The organism is Massilia sp. Masssp93, from assembly GCF_059491295.1.
The window spans coordinates 676,177-694,184 of sequence record NZ_CP168502.1 but is presented as its reverse complement, the minus strand read 5'-3'; the positions used below and the strand labels follow the sequence as shown (position 1 = coordinate 694,184).

Below are 18,008 nucleotides of genomic sequence, written 5' to 3'. Positions count from 1 at the left end.
TTAGATCTGCACGCGGTTGCCAGCCAGGATTTCCCTCAGCCAAGCTTCGCGCTGTTTGTTCAGGTAGTCATCGAGCTCAGCCTCATTGGTGAGCCAGGGCTTGGCGTAACTGACTTTGATGGTGCGGCCGGGCACCAGTTTGGGCTCAGGTGACGCGGGCTCGGCCCATTGCTCCAGTTGCACCAATAGTTGTGGAAAGCGGCTGTCCTCGAAGTGCCGCAGTTGATCGCGGATCATGGCAATGCGCTTCTGGCCTTGCAGCGCAAGGCGGGCATCAGCAAAAGGTTGGCTCAGCTGCGACTGATGGGTGGAGCTAAGACGGCCATACGCCTCGGTGGCTTGCAGTCTTTGTTCCAGTTCTGCAAGGTGGTTGATGGCGGCTTCCTTTTCACTGGCCAACTGGTTGGAGACGTCTTGCTGTAGGGCATCCAGCTGCGGCTTGAGCTGCTGCAGACGATTGCCTTGCCAGGGTTTGCTGTCGGCCAGCAGGTTACGAACAGCCTCCACTTCGGCCGCGCCCACATAGGCAAAGTTGTCCTCCTGCTCGGCGACGAGCAAGCGAGCATGCTCAAAGATGGCACGCTGTGGGCTGTTCATGAAGCGCCGTAATGGCTCGATAATGTTTTCTTTGGTGTCGAGTAAGGCGTCTTCGGCGCGGGCGAGGTCGATCAGGAACCAATTGGGGTTCTTGCTTGCCATGTCTTTCAGCGTGGCCAGCACCGGGGTCAGCACGCTCAGGAACGGCAACTGCGCTTTCTGGCCATGCAGGTCGGCCAGTTCGATCTCCAGGTCCTTCAGCGCATCGATAGTCTCGCGAGCCAGCGCACGTGCCTCGTTGCTGCTAGCCGGCTTGTCGAAGAAGTCGGCAAAGAACTCTTTTAGTGTGCGTACTTGCGAAGCGCTGAATTCAACCTGTGGCTCAAGCACTAGCGAGGCATGGGCATTGGTGTTGCGCAGGCTACGCTCCAGAGCGTCATGCTCCAGCGGATTACTGTCTTGCCTGACCTCGACCTTGCCGCGCGCGCACAACAGGGCCAGGTTGCAAAGAATGGCAGCGTAGTACCAGCCGTAGTTCTTGCGCTCGAAACGCTCGATTAAGCTCTTGACGGTAGTGCGCACTCCCCCCCGAGCGTTGCCTTGAATGAAGGCCAGCAGTTCCTGTTCAGGCTCGGTGAGACTGGTGGCGTCATTGGCTAGCAGCCCGTCTTCCACCATACGCAGGTGCTTGCCGATGTCTGCCTCGTTGAATGGCACATCGCGCAGCATGCGCAGGTTGGGGTAGGTGGTTTGCAGCAGATGTTCAAAGCCTTTGAGCACCCGGGTCTGGCCGTCTTCGGTGCTGACATCCACATCCGCCGCGTTGATGATGAGTGTGGCTTTCCCCAACAGGCTACGGGCACGCACTTGCAGGTCGTTTAAGCGTTCGGTGTTTTGGAAGCCCTTGGCATCCAAAATGCGCTTGACCGCTTCTTGTGTAGTGTTGCTGTTCTGCCGGATGTACTTCTCGGTGCGCTTGTACATTGTCAGGTCCTGCATAAAGCGCACGTCGGCTGGTAAGACCACTCGCAACTCATCACGTCCCATGCTTTGCATGCGCTGCAGGGTGATGTTGTCGAAGTTATCGGAGAGCGGCGTGATAATGTGGATAGCCAGCTCGTGCTCACGGCTGAGCGCGCGGTCATCCATCTTACGGGTGTAGGCGTAATCCTGACCGTTGCTGTGGCGGATCTTGCGCTGCCTGATGACGCCATCGAAAAGCAGGGTTTCCAACTCCTTGAGGATGTCGGCTGTCTCGACCTCGGTGTTCTTTATCTCTTCTTCGATGTCTTTTTCTTCGTCGGTCAGGTACTCGTAGACATCGCCATTGCGCTGGATGTAAGTCTGCTGTTCCAGCAGGTTGAGTGCAGCTTCAAGGCGCTTGCGTTGCGCGGGCAGGTCGTCGCCAAAGCGCTCCAGCATCAGCACACTGAGGTTGCGCAGCGTGGCCTTGAACTCCTTGACGTATTTGACCAAGAAGAGCGCCTTAAGGACGCGCACGGCGTAAGGGTCGCCCAGATGGCGCTCGGCATTGTTGATCGCACTCTGGATCGCGCTCTTGAGCGCGCCACGGATACCTTCGAACATACGGTCAAAGGTAGCCAGCTGGCCAACCGGCTCCTGGTCGATGGCAATCGCTACTTCTCGGAACACGCCGAGCATAGAGCGCTCGCCCACCGAGTTGGCCTTACCTTCGAAACCGTTGTGCAACGAGATGCCTCGAATGGAGGCCTGGAACAGCGGGAACTGATAGGGCACGAAGGGGTAGCAATAGGTGAAATGTTCCGCGTCCCGGAAATTCATGTACTGCTGACCACCGTCAGCGAACTCGAACAAGGTTTTGAAATTGTTGAGCTGCTGGTCGTAGGTGCTGACCAGCAGCTCAGTGCCAATCTCATTCTTGGTGAGCAGGCGCTTTTGAATCACCTCGGCCACGTCGGCACTGGTGAGCTTGAGCCGGTTGGCAAAGCGGGCCTGGATCTTTGAGAAGTCGTTGCTCTGCTGCTTGTTCATGTCCCCCAGCACGGAGTTCATGTCCTCCTGGGCGGTAACGATGATCCATGCGCGGCCTTGGCACTTTGTGGCCAGACTTTCTGCCACGGTTTGCAGGTTGGTCATCAGCTTGGTGTTATCGGCGATGTACTGCCCCACCTCGTCCACGAAGAAGTTGAGGCGGAAGTTGGCTGGCTTCTTGTCCAGCCATGCCTTGACCTGTTGACTGAAGTCTTCGATGGAGACGTTGTACTGTGCGCGGTACTTGTCCAGAATGCCCTTAGCCAAGGTCGGATCTTCCCCGGTAATCTCGGCATAAGCGCGGGCAATGTTGCCCGATTCCAGCAGCGCCTGTTCTCGGCCACGTTCCCAAGGTTTGTTGGCCAAGCGCTGGTAAGCGTCCTTGAACGCATTCAACTGCTCCCGGCTGTCCAGGTCTCGTTCGAACTGCGCGATGTAGCCCTGCTTGCCGAAGTACCCACACGTCTCGTTGAAGACCTTGACGAAGACCGAGAGCAAGGCGTCACTCTGGCTCTTGCTAATGATGTCGGCCTTTTGGTCGATGTTAAATAAGATGCTTTTTGAAGGGATTGAAATGGCCTTCTTCAAGGCTGCGCGCAGCAGCTCGTCCTCCTTCGGGATCTTGGGAAGGAAGATGTCGAGTGCGGAGGTACCATCGATGGCGCGGTTCTCCAGCATCAAGGCCAGCATCTTCAACAGATGTGACTTACCCGAGCCAAAGAAGCCCGAGACCCAGACGCCGTTCGCACCATGGTAGCTGTTATAGGCATCAAGAAAATGCTCCAGTCGCTTGGCGACCTCGTCTGTAAGCACATACTCGTTGAGCTCCACATAAAGGCTCGATTCATCGTCGGCCTTGATAACACCTTCTATCGGACGGCTGACTGGATGCAAAAAAATGCGGTTAAGTTCCATCGGGTGTTTCCTCAAGCCTGAGTCTCGAAAATATTGAAGGCACGGTAGTACTTGTCGTCGTGCAACAGTCCAAACAGCTCCAGCGACGCACCCTGCTCCAGCGAATGACGGTATTCGCCAGGGAAGAACAACACAGTGGGCTTGTTCTTGGCGGTGCTTTGCAGGTTGTTGAGCACGTTATGCGATCGGATGTAGGGAAAGACCTCACCGATGCCTGACAGGAATAGCACGTCAAAGTCAGCTTGCTGCAATTGCTCGCCGATGGCAGGGATCAGGTAGTCCTCGATACCGAGCACGTTCTGCAGCAGTTCGAGCAAGTTATCCTTTTCAACATCGGCTTCGACAGCAAGAAGTTCGTCCCAAAGCCGGCTACCATCTCCGCTGCCTTCGCGAGCCTGCAGCAGCTCGATGCTGAGGTCGTACAAATTAATGTCCAGCACCCTGACACCGCGTCCACCCAAGCACGGTACGCTAAGATTGGCCAAGGAACTGATGAGCTGCCGTTGAAAGCGTTGCATTTCAAAGGCTTCGCTGGCGCGAAACTCGCAGATGTAGAAGGGCAGATCGTTGTTTAGCCCGCGCATCTGCAAAAATCGCTCGCTACCAATCACTTTGATCAGATGTTCAAATCGGTTGGCTAACGGTTGCTGACTAATCTTTTGGTTCATTGAAGCCATCTTTGAATATCGCTGTCTGTAGCCGGAAAGACGAGCAGTTCTTGTTCGCTGCGATTGGCCAGAAGATGCGCAAGATGCGGACTGAGCAAAGCTGGCTGGATCATGTGCTGCTCCGAGACCAGATCGGCTTCCCGCAACATGCGAAATAGGTTCTGCCGCAGTTTGTGCTGGGTGGACGTGGCAATGTCATCGAGCTCTGCATGCCAAAGCGCCTTACTATTATAGAAACTGTCATAGTCCCCAAAAGACAACTTCCGACGCATTAGCACGTGATGCTCCCGGAGAACTTCGGTGGCGAAATCGCGAATAAAGGCGTAGCGACGACAGGCCGCTACCCAAAGCAAATTGGCTCGATCACGAAGGTTCAGCTCCAGCAGCGCTTGAAGTTCGAGTTCGTCCAGATGCTCCAGCCGCGCAGTGACCTCCTTGCTGATGCGCGTGGCGGCGGCAGCGGTTCGTACTTGGAGGAGGTTGTCTTGTCGCACCTGGTCACGGGCCTTTACCCAATCCCTGAGATTCAGGTAGCACGCGGCGACCGCAGGCGCCTCTTGCAGGAATAGCCCGCCAGTAGTGAAAGAAAGTCGGTAACGCACAGTCATGCGGCTTGCTCCTTGCTGGCCTGATATCCCGGAGCCAACATAGCGGTCTCGACACCGTAAAGGGCCAGGTGGTCTTTTAACCACAGACGATACTCGGGGCCTCGCAGACTATGGTCGGGTGAGCAGTCCACGCTCCACTTGCGCAATGCATAGCCAGCCAACGCCGCACGCAGTCTCAAACGCAGAACGCTACCGGGCATGTCGTAATCCATGCAAGTGATGTCGGGACGCGGCTGGTCGGGGTGCGGCACGAAGTCGAGTTCCACGATACGCGCCCACTGTACGTCGTGCTCGGGCAATTCATGGCGCAACGGAGCATCGTCGAGACGCGGCTGAGGATCACGAATACGAGTGAGTACGAAGTCACGGAACGCTTGGCTTTTGCGATCGAAAGCACGCACGTGCCATCTCAACCCCGTGTCGAGCAAGGCAAACGGTACGATCTCGCGATGTGACGCCCCACTGCTAACGGAGTGATAGCGAATGCTAAGTACCTGTCCTAGATGAATGGCTCGGGTGACGCATGCCAGTACGTCCAGATTGGGATGCGAAAGCCGCGACGGAATGAGACAAGGTAGGAGAGAGTCGGACGATGGCGTAATTGCATCGCCCAGTTGCTCAGCCAGCCAACTCAAGACTTGCTCTGAGGGCGTCGGGAACAGAGGCTTGAATTCGTTACCGAGCAGGTAGCGCTTTCCCCTGCTGTCGTAATCGATATTCGTTGGAGCCAGTTCCTTGTACAACGCAAGATCACGAGAGGCTGCGGCTGACTGAATGCCGAAACGCTGCATGAGATCCAGGCGACGCAATTCCCCCAAGAAGCGCAAACGCAGCTCGGCATGCTTAAGCCGATCCCTTTGCGGCAACGGCAGCTGTGCAAGCGGGTCATCGATCATGGTCAGGACATCCGAGCTGAGAGAAGAGAAGCTGCTCAGTATATCCAAAAAGAAAGATCATCGCATCAAAATGATACGGTCCCGGCGCCTAAAGCTGTGGTTTTATTGTCAACTCGTTTCGATCTGCCTGTGCTATCGGCACCCAAGTCGGCGCAAGTCGGTCACAGCCCACCGCAGCCTTCCGTGGATCCGAATTGGACGAACTGGTCCGTTCTCGTAGCACGCCCACTTCCTTAGCGTCTGTACCTTACGTCCAAGGTGATAAGCCGCACAGGCCGTGTCGACATGCTCACGGGTTTCGCTGGCCAGTGAACCATAAGGCGCGGATTTCACTGCTACTTGTACGGCAACTTGTTCGCGCAGCATAGACACTTCACCTTGTAAGTATTCGACGTCGGTGGTCAACCGAGTCATAGCAACAGCTAGCAGATCGCGCTCACGAGCGAGAATGGTGAGTGTGTTCGCCAGTTGGGTGAGCGTCTGAAATAGCGGATCGTCCATGGTGACAATTTACGCTTGTTTTGAGCAGGATAGTGCACTCAATCCCGCATAACGCAAAGAATGACCTTTATGTTCGCCCACTCAGCCGTCAGCTGCCCAATAATAGCCGGACAAGATCACTGAAGAAGCTTTCATTTCCGATTTATTTTAAATGTCGCCAGCACGGTTCATATATCTACACGCAATATGTGCGAAACATCTAAAGCACAGTGATGCATTTATTCTCGTTCGAGTGTGAAATTTTCGCCGAGAGCGCCGTTGCTATAACTATGCCTATTCCAATTGTGGACAATAGAAGAGAAACCATGGCAACAGGAGACAGCAATGCAGTCGCATATATTCATGCGCCACCGGGGCGCAACCCGGCCAAGTTCCCTCACGGGAGCGCGGAGTTGGGTGGGTTTAGCTCCCGGCAGGGCGAACAACTTTGCGTCAGCAAAGTGTAGTGAGTACACCGCGGTTCCTACGCGGGGGCTGCGGGCCTGGAGACAGCGATGAATTTCGCAATTATCCGAACCCAAAAACTGAAGAGCATTAGTGCAGTCGTCGGCTCAGCTCGCCATACCTTCCGCGAGATCCCAACGCCGAATGCGGACAAGGAGCGCACACACTTCAACAAAACAGAAGGCGCCCAATCTTCACTAGCTTTAGCGCGTTCGGTAAATGCCAGGCTGCCGGCGAAGCGACGGCGCGATGCAGTCATATGCATTGAGTATCTAATAACGGCGTCTCCAGAGTGGTGGAAATCAACCCCGGTTCGGCAGCAAAATGAGTACCTAAAAGCCTCTATAGACTGGCTCAAGGCTCGCCACGGGGCCGAGAACGTCGTGTGCTTGAATGTCCAATTAGACGAAACTTCCCCGCACCTCGTGGCATATATTGTTCCTTTGACAACAGATGGCCGATTGTCTGCGCGAGACTTTCTCGGTGGGCCGGCCAAAATGATAGCAATGCAAACCGAGTTTGCCAAAGTCGTCGGTGCGCCGTTCGGCCTCCATCGTGGTTTGCAAGGCAGTAAAGCCGTTCATACGACTGCAGCACAATACAATGCGGTCCTCCAAAAAAACTCGGCATTAATTGCGCCGAAGCTGCCAGCCCCGACCATCGGTGACAGGATTACCGGCAAGGCAGGAGAGCAGCTAAAGAAGTATGAGGAAGAGCAGTTAAAGTACGTCACTCTTATTGAGCAATCCCGAAACGTAGTGCTGATGGGGCAACGTGCTCGTGTTCAACAGGCTAAAGCCATCACACGGCTGCGCCAAGAAGTCGAGGAAGCACGAGAGTTTGAGCTAGAAGCGATCAAGCTGCGGGCCGAGAATATGCAGTTGCAACGTACCATACAAGAGGAGCGGACCTATTTCCAGCGCCAGATCGACGGACTTCAAGCACAGCTAACGAGGATGGTCGAGCAGGCGAAGAGCTTCTTGAAGAGAATTGGTTTGCTTACACGCGAGAGAGATGCGGCTGAAACAAAGTCGGAAGGGCTAAAAAGGTTGTTGCATTCAGATGATATACAATCACGGATAAAGCCGAGATCGCACTAATCCGGCGCGACGTTCAATCTTTGAACAATAACCCAACGTGCATCGAGATCGAGCCGATGTATGCATTTAACAAGCCTGAATTAATGGAATCTTACCCTCCGCAACTCATTAGATATTCTTTAGATTGCCATAGACAGAATTACTCTCAACGGCATCTTTTGCTAGAATTATTCTTGGAAAGTTCCTTCAAAATTTCGTTGATTACATTTTCAAGCTCCACGTCATCAGCTTTAACCCTCTCGACCAGAGTAGCGCCGATCCGTCCGTCGGCATCCATTTCACAATTCTCCAGAAAATCGATATGATTAGTAACGATGCAGCCATGCTCATCTTCCGGAGAACCATTCGGTGAACCAGTACAGCCGCGTTGAAAATTTCCGTGGACTCTTTGAGTAGATGCTCGAGCTCAGTTGTATTTCGCTTGGAAAACAACAGTTTAGGAGGCCTACCCTGATTATCCTCGTTCAATCCATAGTAAAGAATAACTTCAGCAGAATACCCAGACTCGCCTTTGCGGCAATATACTCTGATCGATACGGAGTAATTCCTGAACACCGCATCTTTGTACAATTTGGTATAAGTATGAATCAAAGCTGCCCCCTATTTGCCAGACCAAAAAAATTGCAACTGCCTTTCAATATACTATCAAATTAATTGCACCAATATTAGTCTATTTCCAACTCAGCCGAATTTGTTTTCGTATGGCATCCACTTTCGGAGCATATGAAAGCTTCCCTGTCTCCTCAAATTTTATGCGTGCGTTTTCCACTTCCTGGCTAATTTTCTCGCCATCCAGGCTTTCGAATCTATCGGCACCATAAAGTCTAGTCGCCTCTTCCACTAACATTTCATAGAGTCTATCAAGTGCAGCGGCCTTGGCAGAAACATTCTTCAAGATCGATGTCAAGGTATCGTTTGACCTATTTTTGTCGTCGGCGGCTCGCTTCCAGTACTTAATCTCTTGATCTTTCTCCGCTAACGATTTCTGAAAGGTGTCGAGGCATCCATGATGTGCCGACATAACAGCCTCAAATCGCTTGTTCTTCTCCGCTATAAATCGCTCAAGTTCAATGTTCTTTTCGTGCGAAGCATTAAGGCGCTCTTGGGAGATAGAATAGAAGCACAGATATTTATCAACTTCGACGTTAGTATCTGCCAGTCTCTGACGCATTTCATGAAGGTGCCTCTCGAGCTCTGCAGCGTAGTCCTGCCAGGATTGCAGTGCCTGTTCTTGCTGAATTCGCTTACCCAAACGAAATCCATTTAGCGCAGCTTCAGCGATCCCCATTCCAATATCGTTCATGGCTATGTTATCTCCTTATTAATAAGATGCAATTTTCGGGTGACCATTGATTCCATATCAGCAACCGAGGCCGCGCTAGCGGAAAAATCTTAATGACAGCCCATCACGTCCTTGGTGTCGGTCGTGAAGGTCCAGGTCTTGTCGATCGCCAGACCATCTGCGGTGCCGGTTGCCTTGCCGGTGGCAGTGCCGACGAAGTGCACGGTGTACTTCGTGCCCGGCGTGAACGGTGCCTTGCCGACGATGTAGGCAACGTTGGCGCCCAGGTACTGCAAGTTCTGGTCGCTACTGTCGCGGGTCATCAGGCGTACGTCCAACGGGGTGCTCTGCCCTTCCGGCGTCACGGTGAAGGTGGTCACTTTCAGGATGGTGCTGGTTTCGGTGGCGATGCTGATCGGGTAGCTGGTCTTGGCGCAGACGTTCGCCTGCGTCATATCGAATTCCTTGTAGAACGGATTCGGCGACTCGGTGTGGTGCGTCATCGGCACGCCGGACTGCTTGTCGTACGGGAACACGCCCACGTAGTCACCAGCGTTCTTCTGCTGCTTGATGTAGCCCGCATCGATGTAGCTCGGGCCGCTGTCGTTGCCCGGTGCGATGCCAACGTCCGTCAGCCCCTGGGTCATCATCGCGTTGCGGTGGTACACGGTGCTCAGCAGGGTTTGCACGGATGTCATCTGGATACCCTCGAAGGCAATGACTTCCGTGGTGTAGACGCTCGCGTATCCGGCTGCGATCACGCGATCACCCGGCTCAGCGCCGGTGAAGCCCGGATTGCCTGCGATTTCGTGGTGCGCGTCGGCACCGCTCATGTTTGTCTGGACGTAGGCAGCGTGGTTCTTGGCTGCAATGTCGATGTTGGCGTTCTGGCGCACTGGGCCGAGGCCCTCGATAGCGCGGAAGGCGTTGAATTCGGTGAAGGCAATGGCTTGCACGCTGCCGGCCGGGTACGCTGCCGGCGTTGCGGATTGCAGTTCAGCCGCCTGCACGGTGCTGACCGGGGTCGATGGGGTTGCCGGGGTCGATGTGTTCGGAGTGGTTGCGACCGGGGTGCTCGTGGCCGGGGCCGAGCTGCCACCGCCACCACCGCAACCAGCAAGAGCAGCTATAACTACGCCTGAAACCAAGAGCTTTAGGTCGTAATGTTGCTTAGATTTTTTATCCATTGATCTAGTTAGAATTTAGGGTTTGGGTTTTGGCGAAGACAACTCCGATCACCTCTCATTTGACGCGTCGAGCATTCACTTCCGCGGAGTTTTTCTGTGCAAGAAACCAACTCAAGCCAGGCGCCTTCCAGCATTTGTTTGCTTGATCTTGCCCAGTTTGATTAACCAAGAAACAGGCGGATCACCGTGCTGTAGAAACCTTCAAATTTGGACCTCTTGAAACTTGCACAGAGGCATCTCTTTCGCACGCTATAGCGTGTAGCACTATAGCATGCAATGTAGTCTCATGGCCCTCCAAATATTGGAGCGACATGAAGCATCTAAATCAGTTTGGTGCCGCGTTTAAAGCGGTAAGACTTGCCCGGGGGCTTACGCAGGAGGACTTTGCACTTTACTCCGGCCGTACTTACATAAGTGAGCTAGAACGAGGTATCAAACAGCCGACTTTGCAGAAAATTGATGATCTTGTCGTCCCACTGGGAGTTCATCCACTTACCCTCGTCGCACTGGCATATCTTGGGCAATGGGACATGCCGGCTTCCGAAAGCTTGTTGGCGCAAATTCTTAAAGAGCTTAACGAGGTGTTCCAGTCCAGTCCTCAACTCTAGAGCCTTCAACAAACCGCTCTCCTCACCAGCAAAAGATGAGCGCGTAAGGCAACTCAAGAAACGCTTCATCAATGCCCACCTGGCGCTCAAATCCTTCAGCGGACAGGTATCTCGAACAAACGCACCCAACCCGTAAAGAAGTTCGCCTCGCGGTTGTTATGCATGACTGCACGATTAACGATGCCCGTTTCGCTTCCGTCCTAGATCGATCAGTGCAGCACCACTGCCTGCGCACGACGCTCCGGCGGCGAATGCGGTTTTCCGAACGCGCCGACCAGCTTACCCCCGCGGCGTTTCGCAGTCGCAGCGCATGAGCAATGGCGAAAACCGAACTCGGCTCATTGCCAGCGCCGCGATCATCGGTAACCTCAAGGGCCCGTTTAACGGTTATTTCCGCACGCTAGGTTCGCACGGGAAGCTAGGTTCGCACGGGAATCCAATAAACCTTCGTTTTCTGCACCACGCTTGACGCTTCCTCATTCGATGTTGTGAATATCAGACAACAATGTCCTCGAATTCACTAACTAATTTTGGAGGAAACATGGCAACTGACGCATACCTACAAATCGATGGCATCAAGGGCGAATCGAGCGACGCCGGCCACCAAGGCTGGATCGAGATCACTTCGGCTCACTGGGGCGTGACGCAGCCCAGGAGCGCTACCGTATCCACGGCCGGCGGCCACACCGTGGGCCACTCCGAGCACCGCACCATGAGCTTCACCAAGCTCGTGGATCTCGCCTCGCCGGTCTTGATGCAGCACTGCTCGACAGGCAAGACAATCCCCAAGGCCAAGATCGAATTCATGCGGGCCGACGGCGACGGAAAGCGGATCAAGTACTACCAGGTCGAGCTGGAGAACGTGATGCTGTCCCACATGGACCAAGTGATGCGTGATGGAGGCGGTGTCGTCCAGGATGAGATCGGCCTGTGCTTTTCCAAGGTGAAGTGGTCGTACACGAAGCAAGGCATCAGCGGCGGCAGCGCCGGCAGCACGGCGGGAGGCTGGGACCTCGCCAGCCGGAAGTCATGCGCGTGAGGAGCTGGCCATGCCTATCCCGATTCAACCGAGGGATCAGCAAGGTTGGTACATGCTGCCTCAGGCGCCCGAGGAAGCTGGCTACTACGTGTACGGTAATGTCAACAACATGCCGGGCACCGGCCACCTGGCGCAGTACGCCCATCCCAACATGCTGTCCGTGATTTTCTCGGTTGAGCGAGAGTGGGCGGCCATGGACGACCGGAAATTCGGCATCGGGAACATCAGCCTCGCTGGCGGAGTCAAGTACGAGCACGCCACCCATCAGAAAGGCATCGAGATGGATATCCGGCCGGTGCGCAAGGACCACATGACCGGCCAGGCGGCACGCTGCTCTTACAGGGATAAGTCGGTCTATGACCAGGCGGCTACGATCAAGCTGGTCCACTTGTTTTTGCGGCATCCGCTGGTTAGGGTCATCTACTTCAACGACAAGGAGCTACGCGCGATCGTTGGCGATCCGCGTATGACGGCATGGCCAAAGCACGACGATCACCTTCACGTTGGTCTGTGGGAGCGCTCATGAAAACACGACTCGTATGCCTCGCCTGCGCCTTCGCGCTGGCTTCTCTTGCCCACGCTGCCGACCAAAAGGAAGCGGGCGGCCGATACCAGGCAAAGCCCCTCAAGGGCGATTACTACGTATACGGCGGGGAGCTGGGTGATACAGTGCCGCCGACCGCGAAGGACCGAAAAGTGTCGCTGATGTTCACCGGGCCTCTTGCGAAGGACTTGTTCGACCAGATCGGACCAGACAGGAAGGACGCCTGCGGAGAAGGCCCAGATCATCGAACGCGGCTCCGAGGGCACCTCATGTGCGTCTGGCAAAAGGGCGACGGGTATTCCTGCTACTTCGGCCTTGACGTTCCGACAGGTAAGAGCACATACGGGACGATTTGTTGAGCGGCATTTTTGCTGGCGCGGTCAAGTTCAAATAATTCTGGTTCACGGAGATGAAATGCAAGTCTGCCCGGATCAATACATGCATTTCAGCGAATGCTGATTTGTTAGGAGTATAAGTTGCAGTCATTCCTAGACGGAAATCAACAGGAATGCTGGTCGACCCGCTTTTAATGCAGGTTGCTGCAGATACACCGCCGGTCTGCCGCCTGCGGAATGCCAAGCGAGCTGTAGACGAAGGAGAAATTCAGATCCCCGTGGATGTTGCGCGCCATTACCGACGATAACATGCACAGCTCCCAGTCGCCCTTATCGGACTTCAGCGGCCTAGTGTTATCAAGCGCGATGAGCTTTACTTCCACAAGTTCATGCACACCGATGCTGCTGGACGCCCCAAATGCGTCGGGCTTTGCCAGGGCCGGACGCAGTGCCTTCCACCACTACGCCGAGCAAAAATTTTGACAATGTAATACACGTTGTTAGATTTTTTGTCAAGGCATGCATTGTGTCCATTTGATCTCAATCTGTTTTCTAACAATATAACGCTTTAAATAGAATTGATATTGATGAGAATTTTTCTCAGCAAATTTAAGATGCAGCTATCAATATTTAATAAACCGTTAGAACGTAAGATTTTCTAAATCTTCCTCGAAAATCAATTTCATACAGTGTTTCCAGACGCGTTAGCCGAACGTACGAGGAAAGGTATGATCTATCCCCACCGGTTTTCCCAGAGTGTCGCGTCATCACTTTACTTCTAGTCACGAGGGCGCGTCATCGTTGCACCTTTTGGCTCGACACCAAATGTTGAAATGAACTCAGCAATCTAGTCGCTACGCACCATCAAGCCGGCTTCCCGTGCTCGCATTGAACGTTGATCGCTGTCCCACATCTTTTCTGAGGAAGATGTCTCGGTGACGCAGCAGATGCTTGCTGCCTGCCGTTCGTCTTGCCAGCCGGCTCGTCACTTCTCAAGCGGTGATCGTAAAGCCAGCTACATACTTCGGAGTGGCCCGCGCTTTACGTTCTCGCGCGTCTCCAGAAAAATTTTCAGTTTGAGCAGAAAAAATCAGATATTTCGTCGAACGACGCCAAATCCTGAATTTTGGGCGAAACAGCACGATATATTTATCACCGCCTAGCAGCAACCACCCTAATGAACTGAGATGAAGAATAATGTCATATAGTACAGTAGCCGCTCCAGCTGTTTCCCATTCATCAACACCCGAGGCAATTTCTCTAGCTGCCAGCTATATCCCTCTTGGCTACACGGGCTTGACTTGTCACGTATGGTCATCCACCCGTAACTGCATCATCAGCCTCTCACCTACCGATATCATTTCTCCTGGCGCGCTAACGATAGTCTGCGGCAATCAATGGTTGAAACAAGAGTTTGGCTATTCGACAACTCAGAACGGAACCAAAAAAATTAATTATAGGGAGGCAGGTGCAGCGATAGTTGATGAGTGCAATCGAAAGGGTTCGTTCAACGTAGCCGAGGTCTATGGTACTGGAGTCTGGAGAGACGTTCACGATCCTGACTGCCTCATCGTGAATGATGGGAACGATATTTGGCGTACGGACGGTCGTCCACAGCCCCGTGTCAATGATCGCCGCGTCTTCGTTTCCCATACAACTCTTGGCCTAAGACGGAATCAGGAAAAAGCAAAACCAGAAGATGCGCAGGTTATCCTCGACGCCTTGAATACTTGGAGTTGGAGAAGGGACTGCGACTCATACTTGATGCTCGGGTGGATTGCGGCCGCTTCTATGGTGGGAGCGCTCGACTGGCGTGTTCATGCAGCCATTACTTCGAAGCCCGGATGCGGAAAATCAAAGCTGATCCAGATGATTCGACGTCTCTTGGGCGATTTTATGCTGGCTTTCACCGGAACCACCTCTGAACCAGCAGTTCGCCGTACTATTCAAAACGACTCCTTGGCAGTTCTTGTTGATGAAGCCGAAGGTGCCTCAAATGTGAAGACGTTGATGGTTTACCTTCGCGCCAGTAGCGGTGGTGACAAGGATATTAAAGCTAAGCAGGGCCAGAGCGGCGTGGAGACATACACGGTACGCTGTGCTGGACTCATTTCCGCCGTTAATCTGCCGACAATGGAGCCAGCCGATGAAGGACGCTATCTTGCTCTCACGCTGGTTGATCAGCCCAAAAATAAAACCTGCTTGCCCGAGATCGCCCGCAATGACAACCGAGTTGTCGAGCCACTTGGCATGAGGCTGCGGTCGAGGATGATCCACTCGTGGCCGCAATATAGGGCGACGGATGCGATCATTAAATCGCTGCTTATCAGTGAAGATGGCTTAACGATCAGATATGCCGACTCCCTTTCTACCGTTCTCGCTGCGGCATGGACGGCACTACATGACGGTGTCATTGATGAGGTTGGAGCACGCGAGTTGATTGCAAAGATAAATTTCTGTGGCGAGCGCGACAACGAGCCGGAGTTGGTAAGTGACGTAGCCGTACTCGATCACGCTCTCGATACTCTCGTAAACATTACAGTTGACGGCCGGACCGAAAGGATCACCCTACGTATGTCCCTTGCCGCAGCAGCCAAAAAGGACAAGGACGCAGAACGCTCAGTGCAGGCTTACGGGCTGCGCATCATCCATCACAATGGAGCTTTTCGCCTTTTAATAGATGAAAGAGCAACCGAATTCAGACGCCTGTTCAAAGGGACGAAGTGGGAGGAAATCGATTTTGCAACTGCACTCAAACGTGTACCCGGTGCTTCTCCGAAAAGGCACGCCGCCACCCATATCGGCGGGAAAACCTTGAGACCTCTTTCACTACCTTTCGATTTTCGATTGCATGATTAGCAACTTTTCAAAGGAAGAAAACAAGTGTTGGAAAAATGCGAAAAAAATAAAAAAATGCGCAAAGACAGTCGCCTGCCGCTGCGCATCTATGTATCAAAGATAAAATGTTCTCTGTCATTCCGACAAACCGGGACTGCAATCCCAATTTATCAATGTGTACGAAACTTACGTGAAAAAAGCAATGACGGGAACAAAAAACAGAACTTATTATGTTTCAACAGCGCCGATAGTACCTCAGCTCTTTGCAGATAGCAATCGATTGGTTGATCTCGCTGATGCACATTTACAACAAATTAAGGCTGATCATTATATTCAGTACGACCTTGGGCCATCTGGAATTCTTCAAGTAGTCTTGCAGAATCGTTCTAGATTGGCATTCGACATCAACACGCTCAGCGATGATGCTGCCGAATCCCTTATTGTTGCCTGTCTTCATAACAAGACCGTGGTTGGATATGATCTCTACAATAGTTACACTTTTAGCAAGCTGCGTACTAATCGCTGGAACGCGACGATAACTCTGGATATTCATAGTCTCATACGACATTTTGATTGTTCGACTCAGCTCGTAAAGGGCCTCGCGGGATTCGAGCAATTAATCTCGATGACTCGAACCACGTCCTTCGACAAGGCCGTAGAGCAGATCTTTGATTGGGACGAGGCCAGTGGTCGCGGTTATTTTTCTCTATTCGAATCGCTACCGTGCGCAATGGCAGATTTGTTTTCTGCATCAATCCGCGTAATGCGATCTGAGCGAAGTAATTGCTTGACCATAGAAGCTTATCTTACGGCCGATCTTGACAGAAACATAGCAGCACTCAGGTCCCCAACGAAAGCTAGACTGCTGGAATTCGACCCTTATCATTTCGAATCAGTCAACGATGAATTTCGAATCGCCGTCGAAAACCTCAGAGATATCCTGGCTCTTCGATAGCACAGAGGCACATATAAAGGAAAAGATAATGATTGTTAAAATTTACTATGCATTTTTCTGTCATCCATCACGCATTTACTGTGATTTTAAATCAAGAAAAATTTTGTCAACGAACGTTGAGAGTCCAAAATGAATTCTCAAATCTTTTTAGGTTTAAAGTACGGAAAGCTCATCTTGACGCTAGCTGAAGTTGCGACTGAGCTCGGCATGGAGGTTGGGACCGCCCATAACCAAGTTGGCGCTGGCACGTTCCCTATACCGACCAGAAAGGAAGGAAAAAATCGTGTAGCCGATTTGCGAGACCTCGCCGAATATTTTGATAAGCAGCGAGAGCAGAGCAAACTGGCCTTTAACGCCTAGTTGTTATTTCTTGCGACACAACCTGTCAGAATTCTCGTCTGAACACGGGATTTCTGACAGCCCCTTATTCGGTCGTGCTACACCACCGTACGGCGCTGGCGTTCAGTCAGGCGTTGGTACCTTCGACGATACCCTGGCCCGGGTCTTGTTGGCGCTTTTAATCTCCCTGTTGGAATTGCAGGCTTTCGTGCAGGAATTTTCGTATATCATCTCGCAAACTATCGGGTGCCAGGACCTTGACCTCACGTGCCATGCTTTGTAGCAAGCGACGCAAGGCTGAGGTATTGGCCACGGTAGCGCTGAGCTCCAGCCTTCCGTGGCTGTCCTCACAGAGTTTCTGATCGTCGGCCAATGGCATCTCTTCCAATGTCCGCGCGAACACAGAGGCGTCCTCACTGTCGGCGAACCGCAAGCGTAGCGCAATCAGCCCTTGAGACCACATGGCCAGCGCTCCATTGGCGATTGCCTCGTCCAACGTCGGCACCCGCACATTGCTGGCAGCTGGGCCTGCGTTCGTGACCTCTCTCATCCGGTGGAGAAGGAAATTTTTGACGACCATAGCGGAGGGTCCCAAGCTCAGATGCTTGTTTTCAACCGCCAACAAGCGCAGCGAACGGTCATGAATGACGAGACCGACCGGGTACACCACATGCTCCTTGAGCTCGTTATCCCGCGCCGCGCGGTACCCCAGCCGCAGCATGGAGTTTTGCATCAATGCATCGTTGACGGTTTGTAGGTGCCTCGGGTCCACCGTGCTTGGTGTCAGCGGGGTGCTGTCGGGCACCCGGCGTATTTTGTCTCTGTAAGCGACGCCCTGCCGATGTTCCTTCGTCAGATGCAAGTGCTTCACCTTCTGCTCGATCATTGCAAGCTGCTCATCCAGAGACTGGCGCGCCTCATACGGCAAGAATTGCCCCAGCTCTTGGCGGGCGAAACTTGCGACCAGTGCGTCCGTCGGCGTCAACGATTTGAAGAGCAATATTTTGCTGCTTGCCGTCGTAAACCATTCATTAATCCGGCCATCCTTTTCGCTCGGGCGACCGATCACCTCCAATCCGAGCCGACGCCACTCGCCGTGCTCATCCCCCAATTCCTTTAGGTCACGCTCGAACGTACGGCGGTCGACCTGGTACTCGGGGCCGAGTCGCGCCGCGACCTGCGCGACGGTCATACCCTGT

At 53.2% G+C, this 18,008-nt stretch carries 15 protein-coding genes; 8 read left to right on the top strand and 7 right to left on the bottom strand.

The window, feature by feature from the left end; genetic code table 11:
• From brxC to ACEN9Q_RS03085, 4 genes are read right to left on the bottom strand one after another with little or no spacing between them, the layout of a single operon-like run.
• Positions 1 to 3,465: a BREX system P-loop protein BrxC gene (gene brxC / locus ACEN9Q_RS03100; RefSeq protein WP_495627323.1), complete on the bottom strand. Its 3,465-nt coding sequence runs from the start codon at positions 3,463 to 3,465 to the stop codon at positions 1 to 3.
• Positions 3,466 to 3,476: 11 nt separating this feature from the next.
• Positions 3,477 to 4,133 carry a DUF1788 domain-containing protein gene (locus ACEN9Q_RS03095; RefSeq protein ID WP_495627322.1) on the bottom strand — a complete coding sequence of 219 codons (657 nt, stop codon included), beginning with the start codon at positions 4,131 to 4,133 and terminating at the stop codon, positions 3,477 to 3,479.
• Entirely contained in the window at positions 4,130 to 4,741 is a 612-nt protein-coding gene (locus ACEN9Q_RS03090) for a DUF1819 family protein (protein ID WP_495627321.1), read from the bottom strand. Before ACEN9Q_RS03090 ends, ACEN9Q_RS03095 begins: the two co-directional genes overlap by 4 nt.
• The gene (locus ACEN9Q_RS03085; RefSeq protein WP_495627320.1) at positions 4,738 to 5,637 is read right to left on the bottom strand and encodes a helix-turn-helix transcriptional regulator; all 900 of its coding nucleotides are present in this window, start codon (positions 5,635 to 5,637) and stop codon (positions 4,738 to 4,740) included. The genes ACEN9Q_RS03090 and ACEN9Q_RS03085 overlap by 4 nt, the downstream gene beginning before the upstream one ends.
• Before the next feature lie 995 nt (positions 5,638 to 6,632).
• Here ACEN9Q_RS03085 and mobV point away from each other — a divergent pair.
• Positions 6,633 to 7,682 carry a MobV family relaxase gene (mobV, locus tag ACEN9Q_RS03080; protein ID WP_495627319.1) on the top strand — a complete coding sequence of 350 codons (1,050 nt, stop codon included), beginning with the start codon at positions 6,633 to 6,635 and terminating at the stop codon, positions 7,680 to 7,682.
• A 670-nt stretch (positions 7,683 to 8,352) separates the two neighbouring features.
• Here mobV and ACEN9Q_RS03075 read toward each other — a convergent pair.
• On the bottom strand, positions 8,353 to 8,985 hold the full coding sequence (locus ACEN9Q_RS03075) for a hypothetical protein (protein ID WP_495627318.1): 633 nt from the start codon (positions 8,983 to 8,985) through the stop codon (positions 8,353 to 8,355).
• Positions 8,986 to 9,074: 89 nt separating this feature from the next.
• A complete protein-coding gene (locus ACEN9Q_RS03070) occupies positions 9,075 to 9,974 on the bottom strand; it encodes a CAP domain-containing protein (RefSeq protein WP_495627317.1) in 900 nt (299 codons plus the stop codon).
• Positions 9,975 to 10,462: 488 nt separating this feature from the next.
• Here ACEN9Q_RS03070 and ACEN9Q_RS03065 point away from each other — a divergent pair, with 488 nt between their 5' ends.
• The 7 genes from ACEN9Q_RS03065 to ACEN9Q_RS03035 all read left to right on the top strand — a co-directional run bounded on the left by ACEN9Q_RS03065 (position 10,463) and on the right by ACEN9Q_RS03035 (position 16,830).
• Positions 10,463 to 10,759: a helix-turn-helix domain-containing protein gene (locus tag ACEN9Q_RS03065; protein ID WP_495627316.1), complete on the top strand. Its 297-nt coding sequence runs from the start codon at positions 10,463 to 10,465 to the stop codon at positions 10,757 to 10,759.
• 541 nt (positions 10,760 to 11,300) lie between these two features.
• A complete protein-coding gene (locus ACEN9Q_RS03060; RefSeq protein WP_495627315.1) occupies positions 11,301 to 11,798 on the top strand; it encodes an Hcp family type VI secretion system effector in 498 nt (165 codons plus the stop codon).
• 10 nt (positions 11,799 to 11,808) lie between these two features.
• Positions 11,809 to 12,324, top strand: a complete 516-nt coding sequence (locus ACEN9Q_RS03055; protein ID WP_495627314.1) for a hypothetical protein — start codon at positions 11,809 to 11,811, stop codon at positions 12,322 to 12,324.
• Positions 12,321 to 12,701, top strand: coding sequence for a hypothetical protein (locus ACEN9Q_RS03050; protein ID WP_495627313.1), 381 nt, complete (start codon positions 12,321 to 12,323; stop codon positions 12,699 to 12,701). The genes ACEN9Q_RS03055 and ACEN9Q_RS03050 overlap by 4 nt, the downstream gene beginning before the upstream one ends.
• A 1,173-nt stretch (positions 12,702 to 13,874) precedes the next feature.
• Positions 13,875 to 15,536, top strand: coding sequence for a hypothetical protein (locus ACEN9Q_RS03045; RefSeq protein ID WP_495627312.1), 1,662 nt, complete (start codon positions 13,875 to 13,877; stop codon positions 15,534 to 15,536).
• Positions 15,537 to 15,705: 169 nt separating this feature from the next.
• A complete protein-coding gene (locus ACEN9Q_RS03040) occupies positions 15,706 to 16,470 on the top strand; it encodes a hypothetical protein (RefSeq protein WP_495627311.1) in 765 nt (254 codons plus the stop codon).
• A gap of 129 nt (positions 16,471 to 16,599) precedes the next feature.
• A complete protein-coding gene (locus tag ACEN9Q_RS03035; RefSeq protein WP_495627310.1) occupies positions 16,600 to 16,830 on the top strand; it encodes a helix-turn-helix transcriptional regulator in 231 nt (76 codons plus the stop codon).
• Between the two features lie 157 nt (positions 16,831 to 16,987).
• Here the strand turns inward: ACEN9Q_RS03035 and ACEN9Q_RS03030 are convergent, their stop codons facing one another.
• Positions 16,988 to 18,001: a helix-turn-helix transcriptional regulator gene (locus tag ACEN9Q_RS03030; protein WP_495627309.1), complete on the bottom strand. Its 1,014-nt coding sequence runs from the start codon at positions 17,999 to 18,001 to the stop codon at positions 16,988 to 16,990.
• Between the last annotated feature and the right edge of the window lie 7 nt (positions 18,002 to 18,008).

What these genes read in the sequence shown, in the direction of transcription:
- brxC (WP_495627323.1), bottom strand. Translation starts at nt 3,465, where the DNA reads ATGGAACTTAACCGCATTTTTTTGCATCCAGTCAGCCGTCCGATAGAA.
- ACEN9Q_RS03095 (WP_495627322.1), bottom strand. Translation starts at nt 4,133, where the DNA reads ATGAACCAAAAGATTAGTCAGCAACCGTTAGCCAACCGATTTGAACAT.
- ACEN9Q_RS03090 (WP_495627321.1), bottom strand. Translation starts at nt 4,741, where the DNA reads ATGACTGTGCGTTACCGACTTTCTTTCACTACTGGCGGGCTATTCCTG.
- ACEN9Q_RS03085 (WP_495627320.1), bottom strand. Translation starts at nt 5,637, where the DNA reads ATGATCGATGACCCGCTTGCACAGCTGCCGTTGCCGCAAAGGGATCGG.
- mobV (WP_495627319.1), top strand. Translation starts at nt 6,633, where the DNA reads ATGAATTTCGCAATTATCCGAACCCAAAAACTGAAGAGCATTAGTGCA.
- ACEN9Q_RS03075 (WP_495627318.1), bottom strand. Translation starts at nt 8,985, where the DNA reads ATGAACGATATTGGAATGGGGATCGCTGAAGCTGCGCTAAATGGATTT.
- ACEN9Q_RS03065 (WP_495627316.1), top strand. Translation starts at nt 10,463, where the DNA reads ATGAAGCATCTAAATCAGTTTGGTGCCGCGTTTAAAGCGGTAAGACTT.
- ACEN9Q_RS03060 (WP_495627315.1), top strand. Translation starts at nt 11,301, where the DNA reads ATGGCAACTGACGCATACCTACAAATCGATGGCATCAAGGGCGAATCG.
- ACEN9Q_RS03055 (WP_495627314.1), top strand. Translation starts at nt 11,809, where the DNA reads ATGCCTATCCCGATTCAACCGAGGGATCAGCAAGGTTGGTACATGCTG.
- ACEN9Q_RS03050 (WP_495627313.1), top strand. Translation starts at nt 12,321, where the DNA reads ATGAAAACACGACTCGTATGCCTCGCCTGCGCCTTCGCGCTGGCTTCT.
- ACEN9Q_RS03045 (WP_495627312.1), top strand. Translation starts at nt 13,875, where the DNA reads ATGTCATATAGTACAGTAGCCGCTCCAGCTGTTTCCCATTCATCAACA.
- ACEN9Q_RS03035 (WP_495627310.1), top strand. Translation starts at nt 16,600, where the DNA reads ATGAATTCTCAAATCTTTTTAGGTTTAAAGTACGGAAAGCTCATCTTG.
- ACEN9Q_RS03030 (WP_495627309.1), bottom strand. Translation starts at nt 18,001, where the DNA reads ATGACCGTCGCGCAGGTCGCGGCGCGACTCGGCCCCGAGTACCAGGTC.